Genomic DNA, 13,512 nt, shown 5'->3' with positions numbered 1-13,512 from the left:
TGGGGGAAGGTCAGCGAACGGCGGGACGGTAGGCGGTCACTACGACCGCGCCACCGAGACCGATGTTGTGTTGCAGGGCGATGCGCGCGTCCGCGACCTGACGGGCATCGGCGTCGCCGCGCAGCTGCCAGGTGAGTTCGCTGCACTGGGCCAGCCCGGTCGCCCCGAGGGGATGGCCCTTGGAGATCAGACCGCCCGACGGGTTGACGACCCACTGGCCGCCGTAGGTGGTGGCGTTGTCGTCGACGAGCCGACCGCCCTCGCCCGGTGCGCACAGGCCGAGAGCCTCGTAGGTCAGCAGTTCGTTGGTGGAGAAGCAGTCGTGCAGTTCGATGACGTCGATGTCGGCGGGGCCGATCCCGGCCTGCTCGTAGACCTTGCGCGCCGCGGTGCGCGACATGTCGGCGCCGACCAGGTTGATCGCGCTGTTGGTGGAGAAGGTGGTCTGCAGGTCGGTGACCATGGCCTGCCCGACGATCTCGACCGCGCGGTCGGCCAGATTGTGCCGGTCGACGAAGTCCTCGTTGGCCAGGATCACGGCACCGGAGCCGTCGGAGGTCGGCGAGCACTGCAGCTTGGTGAGCGGACCGTAGATCTGCTTGGCGCCCAGCACTTCTTCCAGGCTGTATTCCTTCTGGAACTGCGCGTACGGGTTGTTCACCGAGTGCTTGTGGTTCTTGACGCCGATCTTGGCGAACTGCTCGGCGGTGGTGCCGTAGAGCTCCATGTGCTCCTTGCCCGCGGCGCCGAACATGTACGGCGCGGGCGGCATGGCGAACTCCTGCAATTCGGCCAGCGCCAGCAGGTGCTTCATCATCGGCTGCTCACGGTCGTCGTAGGTCGAACCGAGCGAGCCCTTCTGCATCTTCTCGAAGCCCAGTGCGAGCGTGCACTCGGCGAGGCCACCGCGAATCGCCTGCGCCGCGAGGTAGAGCGCGGTCGATCCGGTGGAACAGTTGTTGTTGACGTTGATCACCGGAATGCCGGTCAGGCCCAGCTCGTAGACCGCGCGCTGTCCCGAGGTGGACTCGCCGTACACATAGCCGACGTAGGCCTGCTCGACCTGGTCGTAGTCGATACCGGCATCGGCGAGCGCCTTGGTCCCGGCCTCGCGGGCCATCTCCGGATAGTCCCACTCCAGCGAACCCGGCTTCTCGAACTTCGTCATGCCGACGCCGACGACGAACACCTTCTGTGTCATGTACGCGCTCCCGTGTGCCGTGTGTCCCGGATACCTGAGACACGGTGTCCATGTAATTTATGTTGGACACGGCGTCCAGGTCAATACCCTGGGGAATACAGCTCGAACATGACAAGGGCCGCACCGGTGACGGTGCGGCCCTTGTGGGTCATATCGGCCGAGTCAGCTCTGCTGGCCGAAACGGCGCGGTTTCTTGGCGCCCATGATGTCGGTCCACCACGATTGCAGCGGGCTCGGTTCGGGCCAATGGACGGTCGGGTCTTCTTCCTCGGGGTCGGCGGGTGTCATGTCGGACGGGTCGTCGTCGAGATCGCTGGTCATGCAGGGCTCTTCCTCGGATCGATCGACGGCGCCGCTGCGGCAGACGAGGGTAAGGAATGAGAGCCGGTGACTCGGGGCCGAGTGCGGCGACGACGCGTTGGTCGCCGCTGGTCACGGCCGACCTGTATGCGTTCAACCGTACACGGCGAGGGTAAACCGCCGGTATCAATTCACGACCCCTACACCACAGTGCGAGTTACGTTCTGCGGCAACCCCTTTGGAGCACTCGGCAATTCGCACTGCTAACGTGTCCGGCATCGCCGAAACGCCGGGCAGCGAGCCCGGAATCGACCGAACTCACGCGCGCGGTACCGAATTGTGGTGCGGCGCAGCTCTCGTGAGGGCAGGACGTCGGCGAGAAGTCTCGTCGGAGAGACCGGCGAGGACCCGGCCACCACGGCTCTTCGGTCGGTACAAACGACAAAGGAACCGATGACTCCGACGCTCGCGGTCTTCTTGTTCTCCCTAGCAACACTGGTCCTGCTCGGCGCGGTCGCTGTCGCGTTACAGGCCCTGCGCAACGAACGTCAGATCCGCGGCCGCCTGGTGGTGGCCGAGCGCGATCTCCACGCCAAAGACGCGGCGATGAAACAGATGTCGCTCGCCCACGCCGAGGAACTGCGTGCGCGAGAACACGAGACAGCACTGGCCGAGCGGGCCGCCGAAGAACGCACCGCGGCGCAGGTCGAGGCGGCACAGGAGCAGACGCGCGCCCAGGTCTCCGCCGACGCGCGGTCGGCCACCAGCAACGCGGTCCGCGCCTTCGGCACCACCGTGGTCAGTCTCGGCGCCGACGTCGGCCAGGTCGTGAGCAACGCGCTGCGGGAGAACCGCAACGACGAGGTCTACGCGACGCTGACCCGCATCGATCACACGGTCCAGCAGATGATTCGCCAGGCGCAGGCCTACGTGATCGTCTCCGGCGGGCTGCCCGGCAGACGCTGGCCGCAGCAGACCGTCGGCGACGTGGTGGGCGGCGCCACCGGCCGCGTGCGCGACTATCTGCGCGTGCGCACGGGCAACTGCGATCTCGTGGTCATGAGCCGGGCGGTAGAACCGCTGGTGCACACGGTCGCGACCCTGCTCGACAACGCGCTGCGCTATTCGCCGCCGTCGTCGTTCGTCGACATCTCCTACCAGCAGGGCCACCACGGCGTCACCGTGATCATCGACGACGCGGGGGTGCGGATGAGCCGCGAACAGATGGAGGAGGCCCGCCAGGTGCTCTCGGGTGAGCGCGTCGTCGACATCAACGCGCTCGGCCCGTCCCCGCGGGTGGGGTTCCCCGGTGTCGCCGCGCTCGCGCGCCGCTACGGCTTCGCCGCCTATGTCGACGGGCCCAATATCTACGGCGGCACCAGGGCGATGGTGTTCGTTCCCGCCGCCCTCCTCGTCACGGCCAGCGAGGTGCACCGCCCCAAGCATGCCGAGGCGCCCGAACCGGTAGCACCGCCACAACCCGTTTCCGAGATCAGCGCGTCGGCGCCCGAGCTGGACGTGGCCGAGCTCGACCGCACCACCGGCGGGCTGCCCAAACGCACGCGCCGCACCGTCGCCCCGGCCGACGAGCGCGTCGACACCGGCGAGGTGCTGGCCCGTCCCGAGCTCGCGGCGGCCTGGCACAGCGGTTCCAGACACGGTCGCGCCGCGGCCGCACGCTCGACGAAAGGGCACGACAGCTGATGAGTACTCCGATCGCGAACAGCACCAACCGCCTCGCGTGGCTGCTGGACGACCTGACTCTCGACGGCGTCCGCTTCGCGGTGTTGTTATCCGAGGACGGCCTACGCGTGGCGCACTCCGGCGATATCTCCACCGATGACGCGGAACGTTTCGCGGCCGCCGCGTGCGGGCTGCGCTCGCTGGGCAAGGTGCTCGGCGAGTTCTGCGGTGGACTCGCGAACACAGTGCGCCAGAACATGACCGAGTACGACGAGGGCATGGTCCTGATCACGGCCGCGGGCGCGGGCACCCTGCTCGGCGTCGCCACGACCGGCGATGTCGACCTCGCGCTCATCGCCCATCGCATGAACGAGCTGGCCGCCAGGGTCGGCCACGAACTCGGCGCGTCGCCGAGGCACCGATCCTCGACTCAGGAGTACACGCTGTGACACTGGACGTTTCGCCGGACTCGCGCAGCGGCCAGGATCGGGTGCCGCTGTACTCGCCGGAATTCGCGGCCGACCCGCAGAGCACCTACCGCGACATGCGACAGCGTTTCGGTTCGCTGGTTCCGGTCGACCTGGTGCCCGGGGTCCCGGCCACCCTGGTGATCGGCTACCGCACCGCGGTGCAGATTCTCAACGATCCCGACCATTTTCCCGCCGACCCGAAGATGTGGCAGCGCGATATCCCCGCCGACTGCCCGGTGCTTCCGATGATGCGCTACCGCCCCAACGCGATTCGCACCGCGGGCGCGGAGCACACACGCCACCGGCAGGTCACCGTCGCGGGTCTGGCGGGTGTCGACCTGTACCAGCTGCATCGCACCGTCGAGCAGATCGCGATGCCGGTGATCAACTCCTTCTGCGCCGACGGCAGCGCTGATCTGTTGAGCCAGTACGCCTTTCCCGTCATCTTCGCCACCATCAACGCGATGCTCGGCGTGCCGGCCGACATCGGCGGGCGGGTGGCGACCGGAATGGCGCAGATGTTCGAGGGCGGCGACACCGCGGCCACCGGCACGCAGATGATGGAAGACGCGCTCTACGACCTGGTGCGACTCAAGCAGAGTGAACCCGGTGACGATGTGACGACCCGGTTGGTGCAGCATCCGCAGCGGCTCACCGACGAAGAGTTGATGAACCAGGTACTCACGCTCTACGGCGCGGGGATCGAGCCGATGCTCAATCTGATTCTCAATACGGTGCGGCTGATGCTCACCGATCAGCGTTTCGCGGGCAGCCTGCTCGGCGGCAGTCTGTCCACGCGCGACGCTCTCGACGAGGTGCTCTACACCGACCCGCCGATGGCCAATTTCTGCACCACGTATCCGCGTCAGCCGATCCTGGTCGACGATGTGTGGCTGCCCGCGCATCAGCCGGTCGTCATCAGCATGGCCGCGTGCAACAACGATCCCGCGATCGGGACCGGCGATTTCCTCGACAACCGCGCGCATCTGGCGTGGAGCACCGGCCCGCACGGCTGCCCGGCGAAGTCCCCGGCCTACCTGATCGCCCAGGAGGCCATCGACCAGCTCCTCGACGCGTTGCCGGAACTCGAGCTGGCGGTCCCGGCGGAGGAATTGGTCTGGCGGCCAGGGCCTTTCCACCGGGCGTTGGCGGGCCTGCCGGTGGTGTTCCCGAGCACCGCCCCCCTGGTGGTACCCGGCCTCTGATCGCCGTGCTCGGCCGACCGAACGGGTCGGCCGAGCACATTCGACGCTATCCGCCGTGGACGTAGGCAGGCAGGTGGCGGTGACCGTTGGAGATGAAGCTGGGCACCGTGCCGAGGTCGGCCACGGGAGCGGCCAACCTGAGGTCGGTGAACCGTTCGAACAGGGCGGGCAGCGATACCAGCGCCTCCATGCGGGCCAGCGGCGCACCGAGGCAGTGATGCGCCCCGTAGCCGAATGCCATGTGCGACTGCTTTTCCCGGTTGGGGTCGAATTGGTCGGCGGTCTCACCGTGCAGCTTCGGATCGCGCGCGGCAGCGGCGTAGCTCGCCAGAATCGGGTCGCCCTTGGCGATCCGTACACCGTCGATGTCGATATCGTCCACCGCGAAACGCAACGGCAGATGGGCGACCGGCGACTCGAATCGCAGCGTCTCCTCGACCAGATCGGGCCAGGTGATCGTGCCCGCGCGCAGGCCATCGAGCACATCGGGCCGTGTGAGCAGCGCGGTGATGGCCTGGTCGAGCAGGTTCACGGTGGTCTCGTGACCCGCCGAGATCACCAGCAGCAGCGTGGCGACGAGCTCTTCCTCGGTGAGCTGGCCCTCGTCCTCGTCGCGCTGGACGATCAGCAGGCTGGTGATGTCGTCACCGGGCTGCTCGCGCCGCAGCGCCACCAGTTCACCGAGGATCCGGTACATCTCCATGTAGTTGGCCTGTGACTGCTCCGGGGTGAGCGTGGTGTCGAAGATGCCGTCGACGCAGGTGCGCAGGCCGGGGTTCAGTGACTCGGGCACGCCCATCAGTTCCGAGATCACCTGGATCGGCAGCGGGTAGGCGAACTGCTCGCGCAGGTCCACTGTCTGACCGGCCGGGGTCCGTGCCAACTCGTCGAGCAGTTCGTTGGTGATGCGCTCGACCTGTGCGCGCATGGCCTCGGTACGCCGCGCGGTGAAGGCGGGCGCCACCAGCTTGCGCAGCCTGCGGTGCTCGGTGCCGTAGGCGGTGAACATGTTCGGCGCCGAAACCCACAGGTACAGAGGCCAATCCGGGGGGATCTCGCCGGCGACGAACGCGGGCCAGTGCTGGCCCGCGTCCTTGGACACCCGGGGGTCGACGAGCAGCTTCTCCAGCAGCGCGGCATCGGTGATCGACCATGCCTGCACCCCGCCCGGCAACTCGACCCTGGTGGCGGGCCCGTGTGCCCTGATCTCGACGATCTCGCCCTGAATGTCTTGCCCAGTCGGATCCATTACGACCCGATTCGTCACCGTTTCCACTGCGAAACCTCTCGATCACCCGGTGCCCCGCGGACCCCGGCTCTCCGCGATCGCAACGAAACATCTTGCTGGACTAGACCTTACGGTCCGTTAGCGATGCTACCGGCCGAACGTGTCCGTCGCAGTGAACATTTGAAATGCCGGGCACGCGGTGAGATCGAGGCTATCGTCGCTGCAGGAGGGGATACCCAGCGACCTGCAGTGGCGTCACTTGGGCACGAGCACCCCCGTCAGATCGGCTTCGCGGATGGGGGTGTCCGGGTTGGCCTGCGCCCCACACATGAGATCGATGGCGGCGACGGACAGGTCGATCTGGCTCGCATCCGGCTTCGCGTCGTCACCACGCTCCTGTTCGAGGAACTTGGTCACCGTCGTCCGTCTGTCGTCCGTGTTCTGGGTGGTGTACTCGCTACAGGGGGTATCGCCGCCCTTGTTGACCGCCTTCTCCACCTGGTCGCAACCGGTGCCGAGCACGGTGATCGCGGCCGCGGTGAGCACGGTGGCCACAGCATTTCTGCGCAGTGTCGTCATGTTGCGGCTTTACCCGATTTCGGCCGATGAACGCAGCCGAAACGGTTCACGGATTGGACCGACCGTTTCGGCATGAATCTTGTACTGTCGCAAACAGATCAGATGCTATGTCGCTGGTGGTTCTCCCCTGGGTGGGGCGCGCCACTGTCAAAGTTGCAGAGGAGCAAGGTTATGGCCGACGTGCAGACACCCGTGATCAGGACCGACATTCCCCACTCCGCGCGGATCTGGAACTACTGGATGGGCGGTAAGGACCACTACGAGATCGACAAGATCGCCGGCGACGCGGGACTGGCGGTCGACCCGGACATCTCGACCATGGCCGTGCAGTCCCGACAGTTCCTGATCAGGGCCGTCCGCTTTCTGGCGAAGGAACGCGGGATCAAGCAGTTCCTCGACATCGGCACCGGCCTGCCAACGATGCAGAACACCCACGAGGTCGCTCAGGGCGTCACCCCGGAGGCCAAGGTGGTCTACGTGGACAACGACCCGCTGGTGCTCACCCACGCGCGCGCACTGCTCACCAGCACCACCGACGAAGGCGTCACCACCTACATCGACGCCGACTTCCACAATCCCGAACAGATCGTCGCCGACGCGCGTAACGTGCTGAACTTCAACGAGCCGATCGCCGTGATGTTCATGGGAGTTCTCGGACACGCCAAAACCTACGACGACCTGCTGCGTATCGTGCACACCGTCATCGACGCGGTGCCGTCGGGCAGCCACCTGATCTATTGGGACGGCACCGACGACAGCAAGGCCTACGTCACCCTGTGCGAGAACTACACCGGCACCGGCGGCACACCGTACGTCCCCCGCCCGCAGGCCCAGATCCGCGGCGTCTTCGACGGTATGGAAGTAGCCGAACCGGGCGTCGTCTCGATCACCCAGTGGCGCCCGGAGACCACCGAGGTAGGCCAGGTCCTGCCGATCTCGGCCTACGGTGCGGTCGCCCGCAAACCCTGACCCACGCCGTGGACGGCAGCGGTCACCGCTGCCGCGCAAGCACAGCACTACGCCCCGTTCGACAGGTGCTCGAACGGGGCGTCGACGTTGTTCGGGGTACCACTGAGCAGCGGATTCGGACGACTCCACAGGAGCAGATAAGGTGCTACAGGGAGTTACAGCTAGTTTTCTCCCGTCGTCGCGACGTATCCGGAGATTTATATGGGCCCCCTGTCGGTTGCACTGAGCAACGTAGTCGCGCTCTTCGGTGACGGTGTCGAGCCGTACGCGCCGACGCCGTCGGACATCGTCTACGACCAACCGCACCGCAGGCTGCTGCGCTACCGCCGCTCCACCCCAGCCACCGGCGATCCCGTGCTGCTCGTGCCACCGCTGGCGGTGACGATTTCCTGCTACGACATGCGGCCCAGCCAGAGCCTGGTCCGATTCCTACTCGATCTGGGGCGCGAGGTCTATGTACTCGACTACGGCGAGATCACCTACGCGGACCGCGATCTCGGCTTCGAGGAGTGGGTCGACGACATCGTGCCGACGGCGATCGAGGCGGTCAGCGCGGACAACGAGCACTCCCCCGTCGAGCTGATCGGCTGGTCGTTCGGCGGCACCATCAGCGTGCTCACCGCCGCCGGGCACGCCGACCTGCCGATCGGGTCGGTCACCGCGGTGGGAACCCCGTTCGATCAGCGCCGCAACGGTCAGATCTCGTTGGCCCGCAGGTTCGGGCAGCTCACCGGCGGCCGCGAGGTCACCCTGCCTGTGCGCGTGGCCGGTGGCGTACCGAAGTACGGGGTGCGGGCCGGTTTCCGCATCCAGTCGATCGACCGCGAGCTCACCAAGCCCTGGTACATCGCCCGCAATATCGCCGACACCGAAGCGCTGGCCCGCATGCAATCGGTGGATCGGTTCATGGACACCATGCCCGGCTACCCGGGCCGGTTCTATCGCCAGGCCTACCGCCAACTGATCATCCGCAACGAAATGTTCAAGGGCACCGTGCATCTGGGCCCGAATCGCGCGATCGATCTGACGGGACTCACCGCGCCGACGCAGCTGATCGGCGGCACCAAGGACGCGCTGGCCTCGTCGGCGTCCGTCGCGGCGGGCACCAGGGTGCTCACCGGCGCGTCGGAGGTTCGCTTCACCGAGGTCCCGGGAAGTCATCTCGGCATCATCGCGGGCCCGACCGCCCGCGACACCACCTGGGCGACGATCGCGGAATTCCTCGACAGCGCACGGCTGTCCGCCCGGACACCCTCGCCCACCCACTGACCGAACGACCGACGAACCGGGGTCGGCGAGCAGCCGCGCCGCCGTTCACCGGGACGCATCACCTACGGCGCGGACGTCACGCGCTGCGCATGGCCCGGTAGACGGCCGAGCCGACGAAGGCACCGAGGTCATCGGGATTCCACTCGTCCTGGTTGGCGAACAGGGTTCGGACCGCGCTTTCGGCGGCCGAGACCCACAACTCCACCAGCGCGGGCAATTTACGCTCGGCGTCGTCGATTCCCCAGGCCTGCAAGGTCGGTCGTAGCAACGCCGTGCAGCGCTCGACCGCCAGTTGTCGACCGCGGCCGAAGGAACCGGCGACCGCGGGGTCGGGGTTGCCGTAGATCAGCCGCCAGGCGTCGGGCCGCTCGGCAGCCTTGTTGAGCAGAGTACGGAAACCCTCGACGAACACTGTCTCGTCGGCGTTGGTCGCGCGCGGTGGCAGCACATCGAGGACCCCGGAGATCAGAAAGCTCTCCTCGCGCTGGATCAGCGCGTCGATCAGCTCGACCCGATCGGGGAAGCAGGCATAGATCACCGGGCGGGTGACCTTCATGTAGTCGGCGACCGCGCCCATCGTGACCGCGGCGACGCCGTCGTCGGCCGCGATGGCCAGCGCCGCGTCGAGTACCTGTGGTCTGCGCCGCTCGGGGCCGAGGTGCGCGGCCCGCCCTCGCCGCTGCACTGCCGTCTCGCTACCCATGCGGCCCACAATAGCAACCCACCCGGCATTCCTACACCGATGTACGAAAATGCTACAGTGGCGAATGAAGCGTCCGACCGTGCAGGACGCCCGCAGGAGGAGCGACGATGCCCCAGGATTTCTTCAACCCGAACACCGCCGACTTCGCGCAGTTCGATCCGGACACGCGCAGGCTGTTGCGCGCGATGGTCGACTGGTTCGAGACGCGCGGCAAGACCCAGCTGCTCGAGGACGATCGGTCCCGCGTCTGGCCTGCGGAGTTCCTCGAGTTCGCGAAGAAGGAGCGCTTGTTCGCCACCTTCCTCACCCCGGCGGCCGAGGCGGGCGGTGACCCGAACAAGCGCTGGGACACCTCGCGCAACGCCATGCTGAGCCAGATCTTCGGCTTCTACGGCATGACCTACTGGTACATCTGGCAGGTCACCATCCTCGGCCTCGGCCCGATCTGGCAGAGCAGCAACAGCGCGGCCAAGAAGAAGGCGGCGGCCCAGCTCGAATCCGGCGAGATCTTCGCGTTCGGGCTGTCGGAGAAAGAACACGGCGCCGACGTGTACTCCACCGACATGATCGTCGACCCGCAGCCCGACGGTGGCTACACCGCGACCGGCGGCAAGTACTACATCGGCAACGGCAACCTGGCCTCGATGGTCTCGGTCTTCGGCCGTCGGTCCGACAAGCCGATCATCGACAGCGCCGCGGCATTGCGGGGCAAGCCGACTCAGGAGGATTACGAGGGGTATCTCTTCTTTGTCGCCGACTCCCAGCACGACGCGTACAAGCTGCACAAGAATGTCGTCAACAGCCAGATCTATGTCGCGGCTTTCGATCTCGAGAACTACCCCGTCGCCGAGGAGGACATCCTCCACCGCGGCGAGGACGCGTTCCACGCGGCGATGAACACGGTCAACGTGGGCAAGTTCAACCTCGGCTTCGGCGCGGTCGGCGCGTGTGAGCATTCCTTCTACGAGGCGATCGACCACGCCGAGAACCGGATCCTGTTCGGGCACAGGGTCACCGAGTTCCCGCAGGTCCGGGCGCTGATCACCGATTCCTACGCGCGCATCGCCGCGATGAAGCTCTACAGCGCACGCGCGGTGGACTACATGCGTTCGGCATCGCCGGACGATCGTCGCTACCTGCTGTTCAACGCCATCGAGAAGATGTCGGTGACCCGGCAGGGCCAGCGCGTCATCGAAGACCTCGCCGATGTGATCGCCGCGCGCGGGTTCGAGAACGACATGTACTTCCCGGTCGCGATGACAGCCATGTTCGGCCTCCCGCGACTCGAGGGCACCGTCCACGTCAACATGGCGCTGTCACTGAAGTTCATGGCCAACTACATGTTCCACCCCGCCGATGCCGGCCTGGCCGCGATGCAGTCGCTGCCGGGCGCCTCGGTGGCACCCAAGGGGGCCACCCGCGCGGTCGCCGGTGCGCTGACCTGGTCCAGTCGCAAGATCGCCCCCCGCCTGGGCGCGGTCGTGAAGCCGCTGCGGGCCGAATTCGCCAGTGCCGCATACGCTCCGGTGCCGTCGCGCCACGACACCGCCGACGACGAGTTCCTGTTCCGACAGGGCCCCAGCAGCGGCTTGGGTCGCATCCGCTTCGCCGACTGGCGCCCGGTCTTCGAGAGCTTCGGCGACGTTCCGAACGTGGCGGTGTTCCTCGAACAGGTGCTGGCGCTGCAGGCTCTGCTGGCGGTGGCTGCACCGACGTCGTCGCAGCAGCAGGACGTGGACTTCCTGTTCGCGTTCGGTGAGCTGTTCACCGCAGTGCCCTACGCGCAGTTGGTGTTGGAGCAGGCGGTCATCGACGGCACCGATCCGGCGGTGATCGATCAGATCTTCGACGGCTTCGTGCGTGCCTTCTCCGCCAACGCGCTCACCCTGCACAACAAGCCGACTGCTACCCCCACTCAGCAGCGCCGGGCCCTCGACCTGGTTCGACGGCCGGTCTTCGACCGAGCTCGTTTCGAGCGCGTGCTCGGTAAGGCGCGCGCGTTGGCCGGGACGTACGAGATGAAGGCCTGACCCAGCAACCGGGGTCAGTCGAGCGGCGGCGCGTTTTCGGTGATGGTGGCCAGGGTCGCCGCCACCGACATATCGGGCTTGATGACAACGCCCTTCTCCCGGAGAAAGCCGTCGAACAGCTGGACGACGGCATTGGTCGTCCGATCGACGAACAATGCCGTCGGTTCCGGAAGCGGGACAGGATCGGTGTCGAGCCAGAGGTCGGTGACGGCCATGACGAAACCGACGATGCCGCGCAGCAGATGATCGATACCGTCGGTATCGAGCGCGACCGAGGACAGCACACTGCGGCTGCGCTCGGCGAGATCGTGCGAGAGGCGCCGACCGACGTCCAACGGCCGAGCAGCCGGATCGGCGCTCGACACGCTCTGGGTGAGCACGAGGAAACGGAACACATCGGGATGCTCGGCGATGACCCCGGCATAGGCGGTGAGGAACCGATGGATCGTCGCCCGCGGCGGCTGCATGATCAGCGAAAGATCCGGCGCGACGGCGGCGTAGACCTGCGCGACGAGCCAATCCGACACCGCGCCGTCGAGTTCGGATTTATCGGCGAACATCCGGTACAGACGCGGTTTGGCCACGCCCATCTCCCGGGCCAGCGTTTCCATGCTCACCTGGGGTCCGTCGCGGTCGATGCACCGCACCGCACCCGCGATGACTTGTTCGCGGGTGAGCAACCGTACTGGCGACCGGCGAACCGGCCTGGACGATGTAGTCACTGTTCTCCCTGATCCGCCCTTCGCGTACGGCCAGGATAGCGGCGAGTGGCGGCGCCTCGGCTGCCGTATCGCGGGCGGACTCGCCGGTCTTGTTGACAGCGGGCTCCGGGGTGCTCAAGATATTCCCGATACCCAGCGTACCGGATATCGGTACCGTCGGTACTATCGATTGTGCACGGAGCAACGAAGCCCCGTGCGGAAGGAGTCTCGTATGACGCGCGAAACCGGCACCCACTCGACTGGGGCAGCGTCATCCAGATCGCATCTGGTGCGCAACGGCGACATATCGCTCGCTGTCCACGAATACGGCCCCGAAGACGGCATTCCGGTGGTCCTCGTCCATGGCTGGCCCGATACCCATCACCTGTGGGACGGCGTCGTGCCGCTGCTGTCGGACAAATATCGCGTGATCGCCTACGACACCCGCGGGTACGGACAATCCAGCGCGCCGACCCAGGTATCGGCCTACGAGCTGAACCGACTCGCGACCGACTTCTTCGCCGTGGTGGAGGCCGTCAGCCCCACCGAACCCGTGCACGTCGTGGCCCACGACTGGGGCTCGGTCCAGGTCTGGGAAGCGGTGTGTGAGCCGGGCGCGGACCAGTACGTGGCGTCGTTCACTTCGATCTCGGGCCCGAATCTCGACCACCTGGCCACCTGGATGCGTCGTGGCGTGCTGTCGGGTACCCCGCGCGGCATCTGGGGCACGCTCAGCCAGTGCCTGTCCTCGGCCTACACCACCTTCTTCATGCTGCCGATCCTGCCGGGCCTGTTCTTCCGGCTCGTGGGCACCGAGAAGAGCTGGAAGTTGTTCCTTCGCATGGTCGAGGGCACGCCCGCCGAGCAGATCTCGCTGGCGCCGACCCTGAAACAGGACATGATCTCGGGGCTGCGCTTCTACAAGGCCAACATCATCGCCCGCATGTTCGGGCCACGGGAACGACGCACCACCGTTCCGGTGCAGTTGCTGGTGAACACCCGTGACATCGCCGTGCGCCCCGCGGGCTACGACGACACCGCCGAGTGGGCCGATCAGGTCGTGCGCCACGACCTGTCGCGCGGGCACTGGCTGCCCTACTCCGATCCCGCCGCGATCGCCGGATACGCCGACGCGTTCATCCAGGCTCAACCCAAGTAACGACGAATGAGAGAA

General features: G+C 66.6%; 13 protein-coding genes. 7 read left to right on the top strand and 6 right to left on the bottom strand.

The window, feature by feature from the left end:
- Positions 1-10: 10 nt before the first annotated feature.
- Both IBJ82_RS19890 and IBJ82_RS19885 read right to left on the bottom strand, forming a co-directional pair.
- A complete protein-coding gene (locus tag IBJ82_RS19890; protein WP_194827455.1) occupies positions 11-1,201 on the bottom strand; it encodes a lipid-transfer protein in 1,191 nt (396 codons plus the stop codon).
- A 162-nt stretch (positions 1,202-1,363) separates the two neighbouring features.
- Positions 1,364-1,522: a hypothetical protein gene (locus IBJ82_RS19885; protein ID WP_194827454.1), complete on the bottom strand. Its 159-nt coding sequence runs from the start codon at positions 1,520-1,522 to the stop codon at positions 1,364-1,366.
- 432 nt (positions 1,523-1,954) lie between these two features.
- On the opposite strand from IBJ82_RS19885, the gene IBJ82_RS19880 reads away from it, so the two are divergent.
- Genes IBJ82_RS19880 through IBJ82_RS19870 form a run of 3 tightly spaced genes read left to right on the top strand, consistent with a single transcriptional unit; the run spans position 1,955 to position 4,859 of the window.
- Entirely contained in the window at positions 1,955-3,205 is a 1,251-nt protein-coding gene (locus IBJ82_RS19880; RefSeq protein ID WP_194827453.1) for a sensor histidine kinase, read from the top strand.
- Positions 3,205-3,633, top strand: coding sequence for a roadblock/LC7 domain-containing protein (locus tag IBJ82_RS19875; protein ID WP_194827452.1), 429 nt, complete (start codon positions 3,205-3,207; stop codon positions 3,631-3,633). The genes IBJ82_RS19880 and IBJ82_RS19875 overlap by 1 nt, the downstream gene beginning before the upstream one ends.
- A gap of 2 nt (positions 3,634-3,635) precedes the next feature.
- Complete coding sequence (locus IBJ82_RS19870) at positions 3,636-4,859, top strand: cytochrome P450 (RefSeq protein WP_194827829.1); 1,224 nt, start codon at positions 3,636-3,638, stop codon at positions 4,857-4,859.
- Between the two features lie 46 nt (positions 4,860-4,905).
- On the opposite strand, the gene IBJ82_RS19865 is transcribed toward IBJ82_RS19870, so the two are convergent.
- Positions 4,906-6,108 (bottom strand): cytochrome P450, encoded by a 1,203-nt coding sequence (locus tag IBJ82_RS19865; protein ID WP_194827451.1) that lies wholly within the window; start codon positions 6,106-6,108, stop codon positions 4,906-4,908.
- Positions 6,109-6,342: 234 nt separating this feature from the next.
- Positions 6,343-6,666, bottom strand: coding sequence for a hypothetical protein (locus IBJ82_RS19860; protein WP_194827450.1), 324 nt, complete (start codon positions 6,664-6,666; stop codon positions 6,343-6,345).
- A 171-nt stretch (positions 6,667-6,837) separates the two neighbouring features.
- On the opposite strand from IBJ82_RS19860, the gene IBJ82_RS19855 reads away from it, so the two are divergent.
- Both IBJ82_RS19855 and IBJ82_RS19850 read left to right on the top strand, forming a co-directional pair.
- Positions 6,838-7,635 (top strand): SAM-dependent methyltransferase, encoded by a 798-nt coding sequence (locus IBJ82_RS19855; RefSeq protein WP_194827449.1) that lies wholly within the window; start codon positions 6,838-6,840, stop codon positions 7,633-7,635.
- Between the two features lie 201 nt (positions 7,636-7,836).
- Positions 7,837-8,904 (top strand): alpha/beta fold hydrolase, encoded by a 1,068-nt coding sequence (locus tag IBJ82_RS19850; RefSeq protein ID WP_194827448.1) that lies wholly within the window; start codon positions 7,837-7,839, stop codon positions 8,902-8,904.
- A 76-nt stretch (positions 8,905-8,980) separates the two neighbouring features.
- Here the strand turns inward: IBJ82_RS19850 and IBJ82_RS19845 are convergent, their stop codons facing one another.
- The gene (locus tag IBJ82_RS19845) at positions 8,981-9,607 is read right to left on the bottom strand and encodes a TetR/AcrR family transcriptional regulator (RefSeq protein ID WP_194827447.1); all 627 of its coding nucleotides are present in this window, start codon (positions 9,605-9,607) and stop codon (positions 8,981-8,983) included.
- Positions 9,608-9,714: 107 nt separating this feature from the next.
- Between IBJ82_RS19845 and IBJ82_RS19840 the strand changes: the two genes are divergently transcribed.
- Positions 9,715-11,637 (top strand): acyl-CoA dehydrogenase family protein, encoded by a 1,923-nt coding sequence (locus IBJ82_RS19840; RefSeq protein WP_194827446.1) that lies wholly within the window; start codon positions 9,715-9,717, stop codon positions 11,635-11,637.
- Positions 11,638-11,651: 14 nt separating this feature from the next.
- Here IBJ82_RS19840 and IBJ82_RS19835 read toward each other — a convergent pair whose 3' ends face one another.
- Positions 11,652-12,359, bottom strand: coding sequence for a TetR/AcrR family transcriptional regulator (locus tag IBJ82_RS19835; protein WP_194827445.1), 708 nt, complete (start codon positions 12,357-12,359; stop codon positions 11,652-11,654).
- Positions 12,360-12,570: 211 nt separating this feature from the next.
- On the opposite strand from IBJ82_RS19835, the gene IBJ82_RS19830 reads away from it, so the two are divergent.
- Positions 12,571-13,497 (top strand): alpha/beta fold hydrolase, encoded by a 927-nt coding sequence (locus IBJ82_RS19830; RefSeq protein ID WP_194827444.1) that lies wholly within the window; start codon positions 12,571-12,573, stop codon positions 13,495-13,497.
- Positions 13,498-13,512 lie beyond the last annotated feature (15 nt).

Source organism: Nocardia sp. XZ_19_231, assembly GCF_015355705.1.
Lineage (GTDB): Bacteria > Actinomycetota > Actinomycetes > Mycobacteriales > Mycobacteriaceae > Nocardia > Nocardia salmonicida.
This window is presented reverse-complemented; position numbering and strand designations above follow the sequence as displayed.